The organism is Amycolatopsis sp. NPDC047767, from assembly GCF_040704195.1.
Lineage (GTDB): Bacteria > Actinomycetota > Actinomycetes > Mycobacteriales > Pseudonocardiaceae > Amycolatopsis.
In genome coordinates, this window is record NZ_JBEYSJ010000029.1 from 60,356 (window position 1) to 82,092 (window position 21,737).

The window sequence follows — 21,737 nt, forward strand, 5'->3', positions numbered from 1 at the left end:
GCCCTAACCGGGCTCGTTCGCCTGCTCGAGTTTCGCGACGCGCCGCAGGCGGAAGGACAGGACGACGAGCATGATCCCGTACAGCAGCGCGTAGATGCCCACGAGCAAGGCGATTCCGTACGCCCCCGCGATCGGGTGGAAAAGCACCAGCACCCCCGCGATGACGGACACCGTGCCGGCCAGGATGAGGAACGCCTCGCCCGTGATCTGCTTGCGCAGGCGGATCGCGGCGACGATCTCGGCGATGCCCGTGACCACCGCCCACGCGCCGACCAGCGTCGCCAGCACGAGGATGGTCGCGCCGGGCCACACCAGCGCGAGCACCCCCGCGGCGAGCCCGAGCAGGCCCAGCAACACGTACGCGAACCGGTGCGCACCGTCGCCCGGGCGGAACGCTTGCATGAACGCACCGATCGCGTCGGCGAGCGCGTAGATGCCGAACACCAACGCCAGCGCCAGCACGGTGCCGCCGGGCCAGATCAGCGCGATCACGCCGAACACCACCGCCAGCACCCCGCGCACGAGCACCAGCGGCCACGTCTGCCGCGGGTCCATCACGAGACCGCCGGCTCCGGCGGAGATGTGTGCGGACATGCTTGCCTCCCGAGCACGATGCTGACCTGGGAAAACGTTAGCAGCGCAAGAAGATCGACACACCGCTTCGTTGTTCACCCGTCGGTGACGAAGTGTCCGAAGAGGACGTCAGAAGCTCACCGGCAGCGCCGCCAGCCGCCACGTGCCAGGGTCGGCCGCGCGCCGCACGTCGCCCAGGCGCAGTGCGGGAAAGCGCTCCAGCAGCCCCCGCAACGCCACCTCCGCCTCCACGCGCGCGAGCGCCGCGCCGAGGCAGAAGTGCGGCCCGTACGCGAACCCGAGGTGCCCGCCCTCGGTGCGGCGCACGTCGAGCCGGTCGGGATCGGTGAACACGCGCGGGTCGCGGTTGGCCGACGCGATCGCGGCCGACACGGGCTCGCCCGCCCGGATCGCGACACCGTGCAGGGTGAGGTCCTCGGTGGCCTGCCGAGGAATCGTCAGCAGCTGAGGTCCGCACCACCGCATCAGCTCCTCGACCGCCGTCGGCCACAGCCCGGGTTCCGCGCGCAGCACGGCGAGCTGGTCCGGATGGGTGAGCAGTGCCTCGACGGCGTTGGCGACGAAGTTCGCCGGCGTCTGCCCCGCGAGCACGAGCTGCCAGACCAGGGTCACGAGCTCGGGTTCGGACAACCCGTCCGTGCCGGCCAGCAGGGCGAGGAACTCGCTCGCCGGCGGCGTGGTGAGGCCGCGCGCGCCGTCGATGATGCCCGGCACCGCGGCGGCGAAGCTCTCGCCCGAGCCGGCGACCACGTTCTGCCCGTACGTGTGCCAGCGCGGCCGATCCGACTCGGGCACGCCGACGAGCTCGCAGATCACCTCCATCGGCAACGGCTGCGCGAACGCGGCCAGCAGGTCGGCGCCGCCGGCCGGGAGGCCGTCGAGCAGCTTGCCGACGATCGGTTCGATCCGCGGCCGGAAGTCCGCCGCGCGGCGCGCCGTGAACGCGGGGGAGACGAGGCCCCGCAGCCGCCGGTGCTCCGCGCCCTCCATCTCCTGCATGGTCCGCAGGTACGGCCGGCAGTGGTCGGGCACGTCGAGCGCCTGGTAGCTGCCGGGGCCGAGCGCGAAACGCGGGTCGGTGAGCATCGCGCGCGCGTCGGCCAGGCGGGTGAGCACCCACAGCGGGCCGAAACAGGGGCCGACGAGCTTGGCCACGGGGCCGTGCTCGCGGGCGGCGCCGTAGACGGCGAACGGGTCGCGGTGCACCGCGGGGTCGGTCAGGTCGATCTCGGGGACGTCGGTCACGAGCGCTCCTCATTATGGATGGTAAAATCAGATGGTCTCATCATATGTACGCAGACGCTATCCTGACCAGCACGGGAGCACGAGGAGGACGATGGCCCGGCTGACCAGAGCGGAGGCGCAGGAGCTCAACCGCGCGAAGGTGCTCGCCGCGGCGCGTGACGAGTTCACCGAGCGCGGCTTCCGCGAGGCGAAGATCGACGTGATCGCCGAACGCGCCGAGCTCACCCGCGGCGCCGTCTACTCGAACTTCCCCGGCAAGCGCGCGTTGTACTTCGCCGTGCTCGCGGAGGAGGCCGAGCGCCTCGCCGCGGAGCCCCCGGCCTCGGATCCCGGGCTGACGACCGCGGAGGCCCTGGGCGCCCTCGCCCGCGCCTGGGTTGCCCGCCTGCCGCTCGCCACCGACCCCGGCTCGCGCCTCGGTGTGGACCTCGGGCCGGAGATCCTCGCCGACGAGCTCACCCACCGCCCGTACGCCCAGCTCCTGCGCCTCGAAGCCGTCGTCCTCGGCCTGGCCCTCGAGCGGCTCGCCCCGTCCGCCGGCCGCCTCGTGCGCGTGGCCGAACTCGCGCTGACCACGCTGCACGGCGCCACGGGCCTCGCCGCGGCCGCGCCCGGGTTCGGGGAACCGTTCAACGTCGTGCGCGCCTGCGAAGCCCTGCCCGCACTGGGGTTGGCCGACACGTGGCCGGCGGTGCCGCCGATCGTGGCGCACGCGCAGGCCGTCGACGAGCCGTGGGTTCCGCCCGCGGCGTTCGACTCACTGCGTTCGCAGCCGGCCGAGCTGTCCGGTGACGGCGTGGTCGCGATTCTGGGGCTGCACCGGCTTTCCGCCGCGGAGGAGGCCGTCCGGGCCGCTCCGCCGGACGCCGCCGTGACGGTCGCCGTGGTCACGGGTTCGGCGCCGGAACTGGCGCCGTTGACGCACCTCGCGCTGGCCGAGCTGCGCGGTCACCTGCGCCAGGCTTTCCCGGCTTCGGCCTGGCCGCGTTTGCAGGTGCTGCGCGACGACACGGGCGCGGTCGCGTCGGCGGCGGGGGTTTCGGCGGTGAGCGACGCGACGGAAACGGCTGTGCGCATCACGTCCGGGCGGGTGGTGCGCCGTGCCGAAGGGTTCGGCGCCGGCCACGCCGCGGCGACCGGCTGACGGAAACCGGCGAGCCGCGTTCACCGATGAACGGCCAGCACCGCCGCGAGGCCTTCTTGCAGATCCTGGACGAAATACCCGGGAACCTCCAGCGACGGGAAATGTCCCCCGTTTTCGGGTGACCGCCACCGGACGATCTGCCGGAACCGTTCTTGTGCCCAGGGCCGCGGATACTTCTCGATGTCGCGCGGATAGACGGTGATCGCCGAGGGGACGTCGACCCGGAGTTCGGGATCGAGCGAGTTGTGGCTTTCGTAGTAGATGCGGGCCGCCGAAGCGCCGGTCCGAGTCAGCCAATACAGGGTGACGTCGTCGAGAACGCGGTCCCGGGAAATCGTCTCGAACGGGCTGTTTTCGGTGTCGGACCACTCGGCGAACTTGTCGAGGATCCAGGCGAGCAACCCGACCGGGGAGTCGACGAGCGAGTAGCCGATGGTCTGTGGCCTGGTCGCCTGCTGCTTCGCGTAGGCCGCGCGGTGGTGCCAGAAATCGTGGGTTTCCTCGGTCCACTGGCGCTCGAGGGCGGTCAGCCCGTCCGTGGTCAGCCCGGGCGGTCCTTCCGCGAACGTCGTGTGGATGCCGAGAACGTGCTCCGGGAACCGGCCCGCGAGAACCGTGGTGATATTGCCGCCCCAGTCGCCGCCGTGGGCCAGGAATTCGTGGTAACCGAGCTTTCCCATCAGTTCCACCCAGGCGGCCGCGATCTTTTCGGTTCCCCATCCGGTGGTGGCCGGTTTGTCGCTGTAACCGAAGCCGGGCAGCGAAGGAACCACGACGTGGAACGCCGGCGCGTCCGCGTCTTTCGGATCGGCGATTTCGTCGACCACATCGACGAATTCGGCGATGCTGCCCGGCCAGCCGTGCGTCAAGATCAGCGGAGTGGCGTCCGCGCGCGCGGATCGGCGGTGCAGGAAGTGGATGCCCAGATCGTCGACGGTCGTGCGGAACTGCCCGATCCGGTTGAGGCGGTCTTCGAACGACCGCCAGTCGTATCCGGTGCGCCAGTAGTCCGCGACCTCGACGAGGTCGGCGAGCGGAACGCCCTGGTCCCATCGGCGGGGGCCGGGCGCGGCGCGGTGGACCGTCTCGGGCTCCGGCAATCGCGCCGCGGCCAGTCGCGCGCGCAGTTCGTCGAGGTCGGCGTCAGGTGCGTGGGTTTCGAATGCTTGCACGTCGCTGGTGGGACGGGGCATGAGACCTCCTGCCATCGTGGAACCGGCTTAGACGGTTCTAACAGGCCGTCCGGCCTGAGCGCAACCTGCTAAGCTGGTTCCATGCGTGCCGAGTTCCCCGACTTTCGCCTCGGTGCCGTGCTGGCGACCAGCTTCACGGGGACTCTCACGGAGCGTCGTGGCGATGCCGTGGAGCGCATTCCCACGCCGCAGCGCCTCGTCGACTGGCTGGCGGTGAACGGCCTCGCCGTGGACTCCTGCACCACCGCCCAGCTCGACCTCGCCCGGGAGCTGAGGGAGTCGATCCACGCCGCCGCGACCGCGGCCGCGAACCAGGAACCGCTCCCCGCGTCGGCGGTCCAGGTCATCAACGACCGCAGCGCTCAGGGCCGGGCCGCGGCCGTCCTGACGCCCGAGGGCGAGCGGCGATGGCAGCTCGGCTCGGGTTCCCTCGTGGACGACGCCCTCAGTGTGATCGCCGCCGACGCGATCGGCATCCTCGCGGGCGAACGCGACGGCAAGCTGGCCCTGTGCGCCTCGCCGACCTGCCAGGCCGCCTTCTTCGACACCAGCCAAAGCCGCACCCGCAGGTGGTGTGACATGAACACGTGCGGGAACCGGCAGAAGAAGGCGCGCTTCAACGCCAACCGGCGCAAAACCGCCGAACCGGCGGAGTGATCCTTCCCCCGCGGACAGAGAAAACCGGGCCGCCAGTCCGGAAAGGACTGACGGCCCGGTTGTCCTACTGCGACACTCAGCCGATCTTGTAGCTGTACGGCAGCGTCGCGATCACTTCACCGGTACCGACCTGCGGCAGGCCGGTCACGCCGGTCGGCAGGGTCGGGACGGTCACCAGGTTGAGGTGACCCGCCACCGACGCGCCGCGCTTGCCCGAAGGCGTGATCGTCACGGTGACGGTCACCGTCTGGCCCGGCTGGACGAGCAGCGGCGTGCCGCCCGTGCCGTTGGGGTCGACGGACTGGTCGTACGGGTCGCCCGTGGACGAGGTCACCGCGGAGTCGAAGCCCGCCGTCTTGATCGACGCCGTGTAGGAGGCGTGGCCGGCCGGGGCGCCCGAGGGGCCGAACGGACCGATCTCCTGCACGTCGGCGAACCAGATGCCCTTGGTGACGTAGCCCTGCTTCTCGCCGATCGTCGCGACGGACACGGTGCTGCCGGCCTGCGCGGCCTTCAGGTCACCGAGCACGTCGATGCCCGCGGCGGAACCCTGCAGCTCCACCTGAGCCGGCACCGAGGACGACGTGGCGACGGTGAACTTGCTCGTGTCCGGCGGGATCGAGTAGATCGGCGCGTTGGCGCCGAGCTCGGGCAGGTCGACCTCGGTCGAGCCCTGGATGGGCTGCGGCTGCAGGGTCTGCTGCGCGTTCGTCCGCGCGTCCACGCCGATCGCGATCGGCTCGACACCCGTGTTGCGCACCGTCACCGGCACCTTCACGGCCTGGCCGGCGGCCAGCTTCTTCGAGGCCGAGTTCGGCAGCGCCGGAGCGCTCACCACGACCTGGTCGAAGCCCACCGTGCCGGTGAACGGCTGCTCGATCTGCTTGCCCGTCACCGGGTTCTGCACCACGACCACGAAGTGCCAGCGGCCCGGCAGCGGGTTCGCGTCGGTGAGCTGCAGCGTGGTGCCCTGCGAAAGCTGGTTCGCGGAGCTGAGGAACACGTTGCTGTTCACGTCCGCGAGCTCACCGTTCGGGTCCACGAGCACGCCGTCGACGACGGTGCCCGGGTCCTGCAGCTTCACCGCGACGTCGAGGTCCTTCTTGCCCTTGGGCACGTCGAACTCGTAGCTGAACGTCTGCGCCGGCGAGACGGCGCGGGCGTTGCCGCCCGTGATCGTGCCGCCGAAGGAACCCGTGCCGTTCTTGGTCGGGATCAGCGCGCGCAGCACGGCGGACACCGTGGTCTGGTGGCCGTCGGAGCTGCCGAACGTGATCGAGTAGTCCGCGTCGCCACCCGTCGCCGGGGTCTGCAGCGAAACCTTGACCGGCTTGGTCTGGCCCGGCTTCAGCGACAGCACGGCCGGGGAGACCTGGCCGTACGGGATCGCCCGCTGCGTCGACGTGGCGAGCTGGATGTTCCCGGTGTAGCCGGTCGGGCCACCCGCCGAGTACAGCACCGCGGTCCACGTGCCAGCGACCGGGCGCGTGACGTCCACATTGGCGTAGTTCGCCGTGGCCGCGCCACCCTGCGGGCGGCTGTTGGCCACGAACGTGCCGTCCGGCGCCAGCAGCGACACGCGCACGACCGGCGTCACCGACTGGCCGTTCACCGTCTTCGGGCTGCCCTGCCACGCCATCCGCGCGAGCAGGCGCTGCGCACCGGCCGGCACGGAGAAGGTGACCTTCTTGTACGCCCAGTCCGTGCCGTTGTAGTACGGGAACGTCGGCAGCTTCGTCGAGTCGAACGCGGTGGTCTGCGTCTGCGCCGAAAGCGGCGCGAACGAGCGCGTGCCCGCCGTGACCGTCAGCGGCTTGGTGCCGACGTTGGTCACGTTGACCGTGGCCTTCTGCGTGCTGCCCGGCGCGCCTTCCAGCGTGAGCTGGTCGGCCGACAGCGCGATGTTCGACGAGACACCCGCCGGGGCACCGGAAGTGCCGGGCGAGGTCAGCGCCGCCTCCACGGCCGCGCGCGCGTCGAGCAGGCCGGAGCCCTGCTCGTCGGCGGGCAGCCCGAGGTCACGCGTGGTGCCGGTGATGAACTGCTTCACCTGCGCGGGCGTCGGCGAGGCGCCGTGGTGCGTGCCGCGGTAGGCCTGGATCACCAGCGCGGCGACGCCCGCGGTCAGCGGGGCCGACTCACTGGTGCCACCGAAGGACTCGAGGTCCGTCGGCTGCGGCACGGTCTTGAAGTCGCGGCATTCGGCGTACGCGGGCGCGCAGTCGGCCCAGTTGCCCTCACCCGGGGCGACCAGGTCGATGGTGCGCCCGTTCTGCGTGATGCCCGAGGACGACAGCGCGGAGATGTTGTCGCTCGTCCACTTCCCGTTGGAGAACGGGAAAGCCGCGTAGGTGGTCTGCGCGTAGAGCCGGTTGTCCGTGGTCGCGCCGGCGGAGATCACCAGCGGGTCGGTGGCCGGGCTGCCGATGGTCGAGGTGATGCCCGCGTCGCCGCTGGACGCGGTGACGGTGACGCCCGCGGCCACGGCCTCGTCGTTGAACACCTGGAACAGGTTGCGCGAGCTCGCGTCCGGGTACTGGTTCAGGCCGAGCGACTCGTTGATCACGTCGACGTGGTCCACGGTCACCGCGTAGTCGATCGCCTGCAGCACCGCGGAGTTCGTGGCGGTGGAGCCGAACACGTTGAGCCCCACCAGGCTCGCGCCCGGCGAAACACCCTTGACCACGATGTTGCAGCCCGCGGGCAGCGGGTGCTTCTCGTTCACGAACTTCGACAGGTCGTGCACCACCACGCCCTGCGCGGCGATGGACGACGCGTCACCGAACGCCTCGGCGCCCGACTCGGTCGTGGCGGGACCGTCGCCGGAGAAGTCCTGGTAGTCGGAGAAGACGTGGGAACCGTCGGGACGGATGAAGTCCGCGTAGTTCGGGTCCATGTTGTCGGCGAGGAACGCGACCTTCACGCCCGAGCCGTCGGCGAGGTCCGAAGCGGCCTTGGAGCCGTCGGTGCTGTACGCGTGGATCGAGGTCAGCGCCTCGGGCTCCAGCAACGGCTTCGCCGGGTCGGTCGGGCAGATCGCGTTCGGGTCCTGGTTCTGCGCCGTGCCGCCGCCGGCCTTCGGCGCGTTCGCGTCCGTCGACTTCGCGGGGTTCGCGTCGGGCAGCGTGACCTTGCTGTCCGGCAGCACCTGTGCCACGGCCGGGTCGGCCGCCAGCTGCGCCGCCTGGTCCGGCGTCACGGTGGCGGAGAACGCGTTGCCCAGCGCGAAGTGCTTGACCTTGGCCGGCGCCGTGCCGGCCAGCTTGGCCAGCACCGACTCCTGCTGCTGGGTCGCCTTGGCCCGCCGGGTGCCCGAGGCCGCCTTGGTGGCGGGCGCGTCGGGCAGCTGGTCCTTGAGGACCACGATCACCGATTGCGGTGCGGTGCTCGCCTGAGCGGTGGGCGCGGCGACGGCGGCCTGACTGCCGAGCTGGGTGACCCCGGCCAGTGCCAGACCGCCTGTCGCGGCTATGACGAGCGCGCGAACGGATCGCGAGGAACGCCGCATGTGCAGCTCCCACTTCCTTCTCGAAGGGTTCGAAAGTTACCGGCCCCGACGAAATCGAGCACGGTCGTGCCGGCCCGATTTCCCATGCCGGAGAACTATTTCGCGCGCCTCGACGATCCACAAGCGACAATAGTGGTGAAGATATCCACGCAAATGGGACACCATTTCCGGAATGCCCGGAATCGGTGTCCCATTTGTCGGTGAAGCGAATTCCCGCTCAGGTCACGGGAAGGTGACTGCGGGAGTTTCGGGCAACGGTCAGTGTCCCCGCGAACGCCACCACGGCCAGGCAGCCGAGCAGCATCGGGTAGCTCGCGAACCCGCTGAGCGCCGCGAGCAGCGACGGCAGCAGGAAGCCGATGTAGGCCAGCGCGTAGTAGACCCCGGTCAGCTGCGCGATTTCCTCGGGCCGCGCGAGCCGTTGCAGCTCCAGCAGTCCGGACACCACCACGATGCCGTACGCGGTGCCGAGCACCACGGCCGTGACCAGCGCGAGCCACGGTGACCGCAGGTCCGCGGCCACGGCGGCGAGGACCAGACCAGTGCACATCACGGCCATCCCGACGAGCACCGCCCGGGCGCTGGTGGTCCGGTCCACGCGTTTGGCGATCGGCTGGATGCCCACGCCCGCGCCGATCGCGCACACCGTCAGCAGCGTTGAGTAGGCGAGTGACCACGAACCGAGTTTGTCCTGCACCAGCTGCGGCATGATCGCGTACGCGACCCCGCACGAGCCGAAGATCCACGGCGCCATCGGCAGGATGATCCGGCGGAACCGCGGGTGCCGGGTCGTCACGGGCAGCCGGCTCAGCGCCGGCTTGCGGCTTTCGGTGCCGAGCGTCTCCGGGCTGCGCGGGATGAACGGCAAGGCCACCAGCGTCAGTCCGATGTGGACGGCGAACGGCAGCACCATCGGCCACGGTGCCCACTGCGCGAGCACGCCGGCGGCACCGGGCCCGATGCCGAGCCCGAGCGTGAGGCACAGGGCCGCGCGCCGGGTGCCGAGGTCGGCCGCGCCACGCGGGTCGGCGTCGGCGAGCTCCTTGATCCAGGTGGAGCCCACGGCCATCGCGGCCGCCACCGCGACGCCGGTGAGGAACCGGCCCGCGGCGATCCAGCCGGCGCCTTCGGGGCCGAGCGCGATCAGCACGCTGGCGAGCAGCGACAGCACGGTGCCGGCGAGCATCACGGGCCGGCGACCGTAGCGATTGGACAGTCCACCCGAGAGCAACAGCCCGGGCACCAGCCCGACCACGTACGCGCCCAGCAACGCGTCGACGGTGAAGGTGGAGTAGCCCGCTTCCTTGTACATCACCAGGAGCGGCGTGAACTGGTTGCCGCCCCAGCCGACGACGAACACCGCGGCGGCGGCGCCGAACCAGGCCGGGCGCGCGGTGGCTTCACGGGGGAGCGGGGTGCTTTCGGCGGTGGCGGTCATCGGCGGTGCACCTGGTCCAGGTGGGCGCGCAGCGCGGGGCCGAACGCGTCGCCGTCGGCGCGCTCGATGATGGCGAGCAGGTCCTCGTGCTCGCGCAGCACCACGGGCAGCACGTCCGGGATCGGACGCAGGGCGTGCACGTTCATCCGGCGCTGCCGGTCGGCGAGCGTGGCGTAGAAGTCGAGCAGCAACGCGTTGCCGCCCGCCGCGACGATGGTGCGGTGGAACAGCTCGTCGGCCTCGGCGAAGCCGTGCAGGTCGCCGGAGTCCGCGTGGCCGCGCTGGGTGCCGAGCACCTCGCGCAGCTGCTCCAGCGCGTCGGGGATGAGGTCGGGCCGGCGCACGAGGCGGCGCACGGCCGCGCCCTCCACGGCCTCCCGCGCGTCGAGCACGTCCTCGGCCTCACCCGGCGGCACGGGCACCACCACGGCGCCGCGCTTCGGGATCAGGTTGAGGAACCCCTCGACCTGCAGGCGCAGGAACGCCTCGCGCACGGGCGTGCGGCTCACCCCGAGCCGCTCGGCGATCTCCCCTTCGCTGAACAGGTGCCCACCGGGGAGCTCGCCCGTGAGGACGAGCTCCTTCGTGAGCCGGTACGCGCGGTCGGCAGCGCCGGGCGCGGTGTACTTGGCAGGTGTCACACAGGCGAAGCTAGCATGCGTCCAAGCTTGTATCTAAGACCTTGTGACCTGCGGCTCACTCGATCCAGCGCAGGACGGGAGCCGACGTCAGCGCGCCCGGCTGGAGCGTGGCCTCCGTCTCGACGGTGAACGTGGCCGACTCGCCGGGCAGCAGCGTCACGAGGGCGAAGTCCACGGTCGCGTCGGCGGCGAGGCGGTCGGGGAACAGGCAGACGTCGCGCATGAGCGTGTCGGCGACGACGGTGACCTCGTAGCCGCCGTCGAAGCCGGTGACGGACTGCGTGAACTCGGCCTGGGGATAGGCGAAGTCCTTGTCCTCGGCGAAGAACCAGAACGCGCGCTCGTCGCCGGAGTCGGCCACGAGGAACTCGCGGGCCGGGTCGCCGGCCGCGAACTCGGGGCCGAGCGCGGTGCCGGGCGCGACCGAGGCCGATGCCAGCGCCTCGCCGGTCACCGACATCCGCCGCACGTCGACCGTCTCCGGGGTGAAGCCCAGCGCGAAGATCGTGAGGCCTGCGGGGCGCGGCTGGATCGTCAGCAGCTCGTCGGCGTAGACCTCGCGCAGCGCGTACCACAGCGGCTTCGGCCGGCCGGCGCCGTCGACCGCGGCCCACGACGTGACGGGCCAGCAGTCGTTGAGCTGCCACACGATCGCGCCCATGCAGCGCGGCGCGTGCGAGCGGTAGTGCTCCACGGCGAGCCGGATCGCGCGCGCCTGGTTGACCTGGTTGAGGAAGTGCCAGTCGTCGAACGTCTCCGGCTCGGCGAAGTGCGGCGCGAGGCCGCGGGCGAGCTTTCCGTTGCCGTCGAAGGCTTTCTGGTGGTGCAGCACACCGGGGGAGTCGGCAGCGAGCGGCTCGTCGTGCACGGCCTCGGTGAGCGTCGCGAACGTCGGCGGTGCCTGCCAGCCGAACTCCGACACGAACCGCGGCACGGTGTCGCGGTAGCCGAGGTAGTCGCGCTCGTTCCACATGTCCCACACGTGCTGGCAGCCGTAGTCCGGGTCCAGTGCGTCGCGCTCCGGCGAGAGCGCCCACGGGCTGCCCGGCACGTACGGCCGCGTCGGGTCGAGCTCGCCGACGACCGCGGGCAGCAGCTTCTCGTAGAACGTCGCGCCCCACGGCTGCCCGGCCAGGCGCTCCTGCCAGTCCCAGTGGAACCAGCCGAGGTAGTTCTCGTTGTTGCCGCACCACAGCACCAGCGACGGGTGCGGTGCGAGCCGGACGACGTTCTCGCGCGCCTCGGCCTCGACCTCCTCGGCCAGCACGTCCTCGGGATACGGCATGCAGGCGAACAGGAAGTCCTGCCACACGAGCACGCCTTCGCGGTCGCACTCGGCGTAGAACTCGTCGCTCTCGAAGATCCCGCCGCCCCACACGCGCAGCAGGTCGATGTTCACGTCCTTGGCCTGCTCGATGCGGCGGGCGTAGCGCTGCGCGTCGACGCGGTGGGGGAAGCAGTCGTCGGGGATCCAGTTGGCGCCGCGGACGAACAGCGGCGTCCCGTTGACCGACAGGGTGAACGCGCCGTCGGTGGTGTCGAGCGCGACGGTGCGGAAGCCGATCTCGCGGGTCCAGGTGTCGAGCACGCTGCCGTCGGCGGCCTCCAGCGTCACCTCCAGCGGGTACAGCGGCTGCTCGCCGAGCGTGTGCGGCCACCACAGCTCAGGCGAGGGCACTCGCACGGTGTCGCCGGTCGCCTCGACGCCGGCCACGCGGATGCGCACGGTGCCTTCGCCCTCGACCTCGGTGTGGACCGTGACCTCGCCGTCGGTGCCGTCGACGGTGATCACCGGGCGGACCGACGCGAGGCGGCCCGTGGTGACCTCCAGGCGCGCCGGGCGCCAGAGACCGGCGGTGACGAGCGACGGGCCCCAGTCCCAGCCGAAGTTGCAGGCCATCTTGCGGATGAAGTTCGACGGCTCGCCGTCGTTGGTGCGCGGCAGCGGGTGGGCCTCGGCCCGGGCGCGGGCGTAGCGCACGGCGGAGGCGAAGGTGACCGACAGTTCGTTGCCCTCGGACCGCAGCTCACCGGTGGGGAAGCGGTAGGAGCGGTGCATGTTCTCGGTCTCGCCGAGCACGTTGCCGTTGAGCTCGATCCTGGCGATGGTGTCGAGGCCGTCGAACGCGAGCGCGGCCGCACCGGGGGCGGCCGGGCGGTCGAACTCGGTCTCGTAGCGCCAGTCCGTGAGCCCGATCCACTGCACGAGGTCCTCGTTGCGGTCGAGGTACGGGTCGGGGATCAGGCCGGCGGCGAGCAGGTCGGTGTGCACCGAGCCGGGCACGGTCGCCGGTACCCCGGCGCGCAGCGTCTCCACGAGCTCGGCGGGCACCTCGCCCAGGTCTCCGGTCGCCCGCACCGTCCACCGCGTCAGGTCCATCCGCATGCCTCGCCGTCCTCTCTCCGGGCCCGTCCGCGCGATTTTGCCTTGTCTCGTTGTTGTCCACCGCCACGAGGGACCGTGAACGCGCTGCTCCTTATGGTCTGAACCATTGCTCTCTTCGCCGGGCGAAGGTCCCGGACACCGGGAAAACCCTGATCCTGTCCGGCTTTCTGTCCGTTCGGGCGTGATCGTTCCCGGGGCGGCGCTGCCAGAATTCCGCGACGTCGGGTGAGCAGCCGAGGCCGGTTCGTCAGCGAAAGGGACGCGCATGTCGTTCGCCAAAGCGGCACTGAAGATCCTCCTCACGGTCCTCCTGGCGGTGGTCGCGTTCGTGGTGGTGCCCGCGGCCGCCCAAGCCGCGCCGGCCACCGCTGCGGCCCCGGCGCCGGTGGTCGGGCGCAAGGCGTGCCCCGAACAGCCGAAACCCGGTGAGGTCACGTGCTTCGCGCTCTTCCGCGGCGACGCGCACGGGATGCAGCGCGCCGCGGCGCCGCAGGGTTACGGCCCGGCGGACCTCGCCGGTGCGTACGAGCTCCCGACGGCCACGGGCGGCGACGGGATGACGGTCGCGATCGTCGACGCTTACGACACCCCCGACGCGGAAACCGAAATGGGCGTGTACCGCGCGCAGTTCGGCCTGCCCTCGTGCACCGTCGCCAATGGCTGCTTCACACGCGTGGACCAGCGCGGCGGCCAGGACTTCCCGGCTCCGAACGCGGGCTGGCAGCAGGAGACGATGCTCGACCTCGACATGGTTTCCGCGGTCTGCCCGCGCTGCCACATCCTGCTCGTCGAGGCCGACGACTCGCTCGTGCCGAACATGGGCGCCGCGGTGAACCAGGCCGTCGCGATGGGCGCGAAGTTCGTGTCCAACAGCTACGGCGCCGACGAGGACCCGGCCGAGCTCGACCTCGACGAGGCCTACTACGACCACCCCGGCGTCGTGGTCACCGCCAGCTCCGGCGACTACGGCTACGGCCCGCAGTTCCCCGCCGCGTCGCCGCACGTGACGTCGGTCGGCGGCACCTCGCTCTACCGCGACGCGAACGCCCGCGGCTGGCGCGAGACGGTGTGGTCCGGCACCGGCAGCGGTTGTTCCGCGTACGAGCCAAAGCCCACGGCGCAGACGGATTCCGGCTGTGCCAACCGGACCATCGCCGACGTCTCCGCGGTCGCGGACCTCGCGACCGGTGTGGCGGTGTTCGTGCACGGCGCGTGGGGCCTCGCGGGCGGCACGAGCGCGTCGTCGCCGATCGTCGCCGCGGCCTACGCGCTGGCCGGCGCGCCCGCCGCGGGCACCTACCCGAACGCGTTGCCCTACCGCTCCGGCGCGACCTTCAACGACGTCACCGAAGGCGCCAACGGCGCCTGCGCCCCGGCGTACCTCTGCACCGCGGGCCCGGGCTTCGACGGACCCACGGGGCTGGGCACACCGCGCGGCATCTCGGCCTTCACGCCCGGCGCGACCGGGCTCGTCTCCGGCACGGTCCGCGACTCCGCGGGGGCGCCGCTGGTCGGAGCGCAGGTGAAGGCCGGTGACCTCGCCACCACAGTGGACGCCGACGGCCACTACACGCTGGGCGTTCCGGTGGGCACCTACGCCGTGACCGCGAGCAAGTTCTCCTACCGCGACACCACGGTCGGCAGCGTGACCGTCGAGGCGGGCAAGACCGCGACCGCCGACTTCACGCTGGCGTCCGTGCCGTCGGTGCAGCTGAGCGGGACCGTGCGCGACGGCAGCGGCCACGGCTGGCCGGTGGCCGCGCACGTCCAGGTCGCCGGGCAGCCGACCACGGTTGTGCAGACCGATCCGCTCACCGGGCGGTACTCGATGACCGTGCCCGAGGGCGCGACCTACTCCGTGCAGGTCGACCCGGACTACCCCGGTTACCAGCCGGCCTCCGCGTCCGTCCCGGTCGGCGACACGGCCGCCACGCACGACGCCGTCGTGACCGTCGATCCCGTGACCTGCGGCGCGCCCGGGTACACCAACCGCTTCACCGGCGACACGCAGGACTTCGAGGCGCCCTCGACGTGGCAGGTCGTGAACAACCTCGGCGACGGCGCGGCCACGTGGGCGTTCGACAACCCGGGCGGCCGCGACAACTACACCGGCGGCACCGGGGCGTTCGCCAGCGTGGACAGCAACTCGATCGGCGGCGACCAGGACACGTCGCTGGTCAGCCCCGTCGTCGACCTGAGCGGCACGGCGAACCCGACCGTGCGGTTCGCGTCCGACTACCAGGGCACGCAGGGCCAGCAGGCGGCCGTGGACTTCACGACCGACGGCGGCGCCACCTGGACCACCGTGTGGCAGCACGGCAGCGACACTCTGGCGGGGCCGTCGACGCAGGTCGTGCCGCTGCCCGGCGCGGCGGGCCAGAAGGCCGTGCAGGTGCGCTTCCACTACCGCGACCAGCTGTTCGGCTTCTGGTGGCAGGTCGACGACGTGCTGATCGGCGACCACGCGTGCGACGTCGTGCCCGGCGGGCTCGTCACCGGCACGGTGCACGACCACGTGACCGGAGCCGCGCTCGGCGGGGCCTCGGTGGACAGCGTCGACCGGCCCGGCGAGGGCGCGACGACGCAGGCCGACGGCTCGTACTGGTTCTTCTCCAGTGTCACCGGCAGCCACCCCGTCACCGCGTCGGCGACGAACTTCGTGCCGGGCACGCAGAAGACCGTGGTCGCACCCGACGCCGTGACCCCGGCCGACTTCCTGCTCGACGCCGGCCAGCTCGAGGTGACCACCGGCGCGGTGACCAAAACCGTGGCGTGGCAAGGAACGGCGACCGCGAACGTCAAGGTGCGCAACACCGGCACGGCACCGGTGGACGTGCGGCTGAACCCGTCGTCCGGCGCGTTCACCCCGGCCGTGGCGCAGTCGGCGCCGCTGCAGCGGATCAAGGGCGACTTCAGCACGGGACCGTTGCTGGGCCACGTGAAGCAGGCGGCGCCGGCAGAGACGCTGGCGGCGGGCGACGCGTGGCAGACCGTGGCCGACTACCCGACGAAGATCATGGACAACGGCGTGGCGAGCGTGAACGGGAAGGTCTACTCCTTCACCGGTCTCAACGGCGCGGAGCTGACGACCAAGAACTTCGTCTACGACCCGGGCACGCTCGCGTGGTCCCCGATCGCCGACCTCGCGACGCCGCGGGAAACCCCGGCGGTGGCGGCCGTCGGTACCAAGATCTACGTGACCGGCGGCTGGGCCGACGGCAGCATCCCGGTGACGAACACCGACATCTACGACACCGTCACCGACACGTGGACCACGGGCGCGCCGATGCCCACGGCCACGTCCGCGATGGGCGTCGCCGTGGCCGGCGGCCGGATCTACACGGTCGGCGGCTGCGACGGGGGCAACTGCGGCGTCACGCGGGTGCAGGTCTACGACCCGGCCGTGGACAAGTGGTCGGCGGGCCCGGCGCTGCCCGCGCCGATCGGCTGGACCAACTGCGGCACCATCGCCGGCTCGATCTACTGCGCCGGTGGCGTCAGCGGCCTGGACAACCTGAAGACCGCGTACAAGCTCGACGTCGAGAAGGGCACGTGGTCGCGCGTCGCCGACCTGCCGGTGCAGATGTGGGGCTCGGCCTCGACCGTCGCGAATGGACAGTTGCTGCTCTCTGGTGGCATCGCCGACGGTGAGCTCACCAACGCCGGCTACGCGTACGACCCGGCGACCAACCAGTGGTCGGCGCTGCCGAACTCGAACGAGACGCTGTTCCGCGGCGGCAGCACCTGCGGCTTCTACCGCATCGGCGGCTCGGCGAACGCGAGCTTCAACCCGACCAGCCACGACCTGCTGCTGCCGGGCTACGGCGAATGCGGGGAGTACGTGTCGATCCCGTGGCTGTCGGCCACGCCCGCGGTGACCACGATCGCGCCGGGCAAGACGGCGACGTTCACGGTGACGCTGGACGCGAGCGTCGCGGCGATCACGCAGCCGGGCACGTACACGGCGCAGCTCGTCGTCGGGGCGCAGGTGCCGAAGGCGGTGGCGGCGATCCCCGTGTCGTTCACGGTGAAGCCGCCGGCCACGTGGAGCAAGCTGACCGGCACCGTCACCGGCGCGCGCTGCGGCGCGACGGCGGGACCGCTCGCCGCGGTGACCGTGCAGGTCGACAGCTGGACGGCGAGCTACACGCTCCGGACCGACGCCGCGGGCCACTACACACTGTGGCTCGACCGCCGCAACAACCCGCTCACGCTCATCGCGGCCCGCGACGGCTGGCAGCCCCAGACGCGCACAGTCAAACTGGTCAAGGGACAGCCGGCGACGGCGGACTTCGTCCTCAAACCGGCCGGCTGCTGAGCCCGGGCTTCCATCGCCCCCACGCGGCGTTCGGTGCACTGACCGCACCGAACGCCGCCTGGGGTGCGGTGGGGGTGGCGGGTGTGGGGAACCGCACGTCCCGAGGTTGTGCAATGTGACATACTACTGGCCATGGTGGCGACGGGAAGGTCCCCCGACGTGGTCGTCGTGGGCGCCGGAGTGGTCGGGGCGGCGTGCGCGTACTACTGCGCGGCCGCGGGCCTGCGCGTTGCGGTGGTCGACCGCGGCGGCGTCGCCGGCGGGACGACAAGCGGGGGCGAGGGCAACATCCTCGTGTCGGACAAGGAGCTCGGGCCGGAGCTCGACTTGGCGCTGCTGTCGATCCGGCTGTGGGCGCGGCTGGGGGAGGAGTTCGGCGCCGCTTCGCTGGAGCTGGAGCACAAGGGCGGCGTGGTCGTGGCGCAGTCCGCGGACGCCGCCCGGGGCCTGGCGGAGCTGGCGGCCGAGCAACGCGCGCGCGGCGTCGAAGTCGACGACCTGACGCCGGCCGAGGTCGCCGAGCTGGAGCCGAACCTGACGCCGGACATCGCTTCCGGCGCGTATTACCCGCAGGACAAGCAGGTGCAGCCGATGCTCGCGGCCGCTTCGCTGCTGCGCCAAGCGGTTCGGCTCGGGGCGGAGCTGCACACGGGCGTGGAGGTACGGGCGTTCCGGCGGCGCGCCGACGGTGCGGTCGGCGGGGTGCGCACGTCGGCCGGCGAGTTCTCCGCGCCGTGGGTGGTCAACGCCGCGGGCACGTGGGGCGGCGAAGTCTCGAAGCTCGCGGGCGCGCCGATCCCGGTGCTGCCGCGGCGGGGGTTCGTGCTGGTCACCGAGCCGCTGCCGCGCGTGATCCGGCACAAGGTCTACACCGCCGACTACGTCGCCAACGTCTCCAGCGGCGATGCCGGACTCGAAACGTCCGTGGTCGTCGAAGGCACGCAGGCCGGCACGGTGCTCATCGGCGCCAGCCGCGAACGCGTCGGGTTCGACCGGCAGTTCTCGCTGCCCGTGGTGCGCAAGCTGGCGGCCCAGGCGATCGGGGTTTTCCCGTTCCTGGCCGACGTTTCCCTGCTGCGCAGCTACCTCGGCTTCCGGCCGTACTGCCCGGACCACCTCCCGGTCATCGGCGAGGACCCGCGGCTGCCGGGGCTGCTGCACGCGTGTGGTCACGAAGGGGCGGGCATCGGGCTGGCCGCGGCCACGGGACACCTGATCGCGCAGGTGGCCACGGGGGTACGGCCGGAGCTGGACTTGATGCCGTTCCGGGCGGACCGGTTCGAGGAGGTCGCGTGAGCGAGCGCGTGAAGTTTTCCTTCCGGGGCCAGGAGATCGTGGCGGAAGCCGGGCAGAGCGTGGGCGCCGCGTTGATCGCCGCCGGTCACCGGTCGTGGCGCACGACGCGCCGCGAAGGCGCGCCCCGCGGGGTGTTCTGCGGGATCGGCGTGTGTTTCGACTGCCTGGTCGTGGTGAACGGCAAACCCGGCCGGCGCGCGTGCCTGACCGAGGTACTGCCGGGTGACGTCGTCGAGCCGCAGGAAGGAGCGGGCCGTGGTGAGCTTTCCTGCTGAAGCGGCGGAGATCGCGGTGCTGGGGGCCGGCCCGGCCGGGCTCGCCGCCGCGGTGACGGCCGCGTCGGCCGGGGCGCGGGTGACGTTGATCGACGCCGGCGCGCGCGTGGGCGGGCAGTTCTGGCGTCACCGCGAAGGTGACGACGGCGTGGGCCACCACGATTGGCCGACGCTCGTGCGGCTGCGGGCGGGACTGTCCCGAGTGGACGTCCGGACGCGGCACGCGATCTGGCACGTCGAGCGCACCGACGGCGGCTTCACGGTGCACACCGACCGCGGCGAGATCACCTGCCGCACGGTGATCGTGGCGGCGGGCGCCTACGACCGGCAGGTGCCGTTCCCCGGCTGGACGCTGCCGGGTGTCTACACCGCCGGTGGCGTGCAGGCGCTGCTCAAAGGCCATGGCGTGCGCGCGGGGCACCGGGTCGTGGTGGCGGGGACGGGGCCGTTCCTGCTGCCCGTCGCCGCCGGGCTGGTCGAGTCGGGTGCCGAGGTGGCGGGGGTGTTCGAGGCCGGTTCGCCCGCCGGGTTCGCGCGCTCGCCGCTGGCCGTGCTGGCCAACGCCGGCAAGCTCGCCGAAGGCGCCGGTTACCTGAAAACGCTGATGCGCCAACGGGTTCCGTACCGCACGCGCACCGCGGTCGTCGCCGCGCACGGCACCGACGAGGTCGAGAGCGTGACGGTCGCGTCGCTCGATCGGCAGTGGCGGATCGTGCCGGGCAGTGAACGGACGGTCGCGTGTGACACCGTCGCCGTCGGCTACGGCTTCACGCCCCAGCTGGAGCTGCCGGTACAGCTCGGCTGCGAAACCCGCCTCGGCGCGGACGGCAGTCTCGTCGCCGTGGCCGACGACCGGCAGCGCGCCACCACCCCCGGCGTGTACCTCGCCGGTGAGGTGTGCGGCGTCGGCGGTTCCGCGCTGTCGCTGGTGGAGGGCGAGCTGGCCGGCCTGCACGCGGCACTCACCACGGTCGGCGCCGAGCCGAACCGGGACACCGTCGCGCGGTTGCTGCGGCAGCGGAAGTCGTTGCGCGCCTTCGCGAACGCGATGCACGCCGCCCACCCCGTGCGCTCTGGCTGGCAGACGTGGCTCGACGCCGAGACGCAGACCTGCCGGTGCGAGGAGGTGTCCGTCGGCACTGTTCGCAGCGCGGTCAAGGACCTGGGCGCCACGGACGCGCGGACGGTGAAGCTGCTCGCCCGCCCGGGAATGGGCCTGTGCCAGGGCCGCGTGTGCGGCTACGCGACCGCGTGCCTCGTCGCCGCCGAATGCGGCCGTGAACCGACGGCTGCCGACCTCGCCGGCGTCGCGTCCCGGCCGATCGCGCAGCCCGTGCCGCTCGGGGACCTCGCGCGTGGCTGACCTCGCACTGTCCGAAGAGGACAACGCGATGCTCGCCGGCGAGTACGGTGCGGCGGCGGAACTGTGCCTGCGCATGGTCGTCGCCCTCGCGCGGGTGCGCGGCGCCACGCGGCTGCTGACGGTCGAGTCCGCCCACGTCGACGGCTGCCTCTACCACGGACAGGCCGGCCTGGACTTCGTCGAACGCCTGGGAGCACTCGGTGGCCGCGTCGCCGTGCCGACCACGCTCAACGTCGGCTCCCTCGACCTGCGCCACCCCGACCTCGTGCACGCCGATGCCGAAACGACCGCCAACGCGCGCCGCCTGATGGCGGGGTACACCGCGCTGGGCTGCAAGCCGACGTGGACCTGCGCGCCGTACCAGCTCACGCACCGGCCGGCGTTCGGCACGCACGTGGCGTGGGCGGAGTCCAACGCGATCGTGTTCGCCAACTCCGTGCTCGGCGCCCGCACCGACCGCTACGGCGACTTCCTCGACATCGGCGCCGCCATCACGGGCCGCGTGCCCGACGCGGGCCTGCACCGCGACGCCGACCGCCGCGCGACGATCCGGCTCGACTGCGCGGGCCTGTCCCGGCGATTGCTCGGCGAGGACGCGGCCTGGGGCGTGCTCGGCCACCTCGCGGGCCGGCTCGCGGGCAGCGGGGTGCCGGTGCTGACGGGCGTGCCCGTGACCGTGACGGAGGACCAGCTGAAGGCCTTCGGTGCCGCCGCCGCGTCGAGCGGGGGAGTGGGGCTGTTCCACGCCGTCGGCGTGACTCCGGAGGCGCCCGAGCTCGCGGCCGTCGCGTCGCCGGACCTCGTGACGCACGTGGTGGACGCGGACCAGGTGCGCGCCCTGCGCGACGAGCTGACCACGGCCCACGGCCCGGACCTCGACGCGCTCTGCCTGGGCACACCGCACTTCTCGCTCACGGAGTTCGAGCGCCTGGCCGCACTACTCGCCGACGGCGGGCCGTTCCACCACTCCGTGAGCGCCTACGTGACCACGAGCCGCGCCGTGCTCGCGGAGGCCGACCGGCTCGGTTACGCGGAAACCGTGCGCTCCGCCGGGGCCCGGATCGTCGTCGACACCTGCACCTACATCACGCCGATCCTCGACGCCGGCCTGCGTACGGCGATGACGAACTCCGGCAAATGGGCGTGGTACGCGCCCGGCAACATCGGCGTGGACGTGGCCCTCGGCTCGCTCGCCGAATGCGTCGCGTCCGCGCGGGCCGGCCGGATCGTGCGGGACGAGGCGCTGTGGGCGAGCTGACCGGCCGCACCGTGTTCCCCGGCGAAGCGACGGGGGAACCACTCGTGCTCGACGCGCCGCTGTCGTTCTGGGGCGGCACCGACCTGTCCGGCCGCATCGTCGACGAACACCACCCCCAGCGCGGCGCCACGCTCACCGGTCGCGTTCTGGTGCTGCCGCAGGCGCGCGGCTCCAGCTCCTCGTCGTCGGTCCTGGCTGAGCAGATCCGCAGCGGCACCGCGCCCGCCGCTCTCGTGCTCACCGAACCCGACGCCATCCTCATGCTCGGCGCCTGGGTCGCGGCCGAGCTGTACGACCTGCGGTTGCCGATCGCGGTTCTCGCCCCGCCGGACTACGCCCGGCTCGCGGCTTCCCGTGGCCCGGTGGAAGTCAGCGCGGGTCCGGAAACCGCGACGATCCGGCTCGGCTGACGGCTGGGCCC

The 21,737-nt window shown here is 72.1% G+C and carries 15 protein-coding genes; 8 read left to right on the forward strand and 7 right to left on the reverse strand.

Going from position 1 to position 21,737, the window contains the following annotated elements; all coding sequences use genetic code 11:
- Positions 1-3 precede the first annotated feature (3 nt).
- Entirely contained in the window at positions 4-594 is a 591-nt protein-coding gene (locus AB0878_RS37195) for an HdeD family acid-resistance protein (protein ID WP_366585431.1), read from the reverse strand.
- A 108-nt stretch (positions 595-702) separates the two neighbouring features.
- Positions 703-1,839 (reverse strand): cytochrome P450, encoded by a 1,137-nt coding sequence (locus tag AB0878_RS37200; RefSeq protein WP_366585433.1) that lies wholly within the window; start codon positions 1,837-1,839, stop codon positions 703-705.
- 91 nt (positions 1,840-1,930) lie between these two features.
- On the opposite strand from AB0878_RS37200, the gene AB0878_RS37205 reads away from it, so the two are divergent.
- A complete protein-coding gene (locus AB0878_RS37205) occupies positions 1,931-2,983 on the forward strand; it encodes a helix-turn-helix domain-containing protein (protein WP_366585435.1) in 1,053 nt (350 codons plus the stop codon).
- Between the two features lie 20 nt (positions 2,984-3,003).
- Here AB0878_RS37205 and AB0878_RS37210 read toward each other — a convergent pair whose 3' ends face one another.
- Positions 3,004-4,176 (reverse strand): epoxide hydrolase, encoded by a 1,173-nt coding sequence (locus AB0878_RS37210; RefSeq protein ID WP_366585437.1) that lies wholly within the window; start codon positions 4,174-4,176, stop codon positions 3,004-3,006.
- Positions 4,177-4,257: 81 nt separating this feature from the next.
- Between AB0878_RS37210 and AB0878_RS37215 the strand changes: the two genes are divergently transcribed.
- A complete protein-coding gene (locus AB0878_RS37215; RefSeq protein ID WP_366585439.1) occupies positions 4,258-4,833 on the forward strand; it encodes a CGNR zinc finger domain-containing protein in 576 nt (191 codons plus the stop codon).
- Between the two features lie 76 nt (positions 4,834-4,909).
- On the opposite strand, the gene AB0878_RS37220 is transcribed toward AB0878_RS37215, so the two are convergent.
- From AB0878_RS37220 to AB0878_RS37235, 4 genes are all read right to left on the reverse strand, one after another.
- Positions 4,910-8,341: a S8 family serine peptidase gene (locus AB0878_RS37220; protein ID WP_366585441.1), complete on the reverse strand. Its 3,432-nt coding sequence runs from the start codon at positions 8,339-8,341 to the stop codon at positions 4,910-4,912.
- 217 nt (positions 8,342-8,558) lie between these two features.
- Entirely contained in the window at positions 8,559-9,779 is a 1,221-nt protein-coding gene (locus AB0878_RS37225; protein ID WP_366585443.1) for an MFS transporter, read from the reverse strand.
- A complete protein-coding gene (locus tag AB0878_RS37230; RefSeq protein WP_366585445.1) occupies positions 9,776-10,420 on the reverse strand; it encodes a GntR family transcriptional regulator in 645 nt (214 codons plus the stop codon). The genes AB0878_RS37225 and AB0878_RS37230 overlap by 4 nt, the downstream gene beginning before the upstream one ends.
- Before the next feature lie 55 nt (positions 10,421-10,475).
- Positions 10,476-12,806 (reverse strand): glycoside hydrolase family 2 protein, encoded by a 2,331-nt coding sequence (locus AB0878_RS37235; protein ID WP_366585447.1) that lies wholly within the window; start codon positions 12,804-12,806, stop codon positions 10,476-10,478.
- A 265-nt stretch (positions 12,807-13,071) separates the two neighbouring features.
- Here AB0878_RS37235 and AB0878_RS37240 point away from each other — a divergent pair, with 265 nt between their 5' ends.
- The 6 genes from AB0878_RS37240 to AB0878_RS37265 all read left to right on the forward strand — a co-directional run bounded on the left by AB0878_RS37240 (position 13,072) and on the right by AB0878_RS37265 (position 21,726).
- Positions 13,072-17,124, forward strand: a complete 4,053-nt coding sequence (locus tag AB0878_RS37240; RefSeq protein WP_366585449.1) for a carboxypeptidase regulatory-like domain-containing protein — start codon at positions 13,072-13,074, stop codon at positions 17,122-17,124.
- A 132-nt stretch (positions 17,125-17,256) separates the two neighbouring features.
- Positions 17,257-18,420 carry an FAD-dependent oxidoreductase gene (locus tag AB0878_RS37245; RefSeq protein ID WP_366585451.1) on the forward strand — a complete coding sequence of 388 codons (1,164 nt, stop codon included), beginning with the start codon at positions 17,257-17,259 and terminating at the stop codon, positions 18,418-18,420.
- Complete coding sequence (locus tag AB0878_RS37250) at positions 18,417-18,695, forward strand: (2Fe-2S)-binding protein (RefSeq protein WP_366585453.1); 279 nt, start codon at positions 18,417-18,419, stop codon at positions 18,693-18,695. Before AB0878_RS37245 ends, AB0878_RS37250 begins: the two co-directional genes overlap by 4 nt.
- Entirely contained in the window at positions 18,679-20,058 is a 1,380-nt protein-coding gene (locus AB0878_RS37255) for an FAD/NAD(P)-binding oxidoreductase (RefSeq protein WP_366585455.1), read from the forward strand. The genes AB0878_RS37250 and AB0878_RS37255 overlap by 17 nt, the downstream gene beginning before the upstream one ends.
- Complete coding sequence (locus tag AB0878_RS37260) at positions 20,051-21,316, forward strand: aconitase X catalytic domain-containing protein (RefSeq protein WP_366585457.1); 1,266 nt, start codon at positions 20,051-20,053, stop codon at positions 21,314-21,316. Before AB0878_RS37255 ends, AB0878_RS37260 begins: the two co-directional genes overlap by 8 nt.
- Positions 21,304-21,726, forward strand: coding sequence for a DUF126 domain-containing protein (locus AB0878_RS37265; protein WP_366585459.1), 423 nt, complete (start codon positions 21,304-21,306; stop codon positions 21,724-21,726). The genes AB0878_RS37260 and AB0878_RS37265 overlap by 13 nt, the downstream gene beginning before the upstream one ends.
- Positions 21,727-21,737 lie beyond the last annotated feature (11 nt).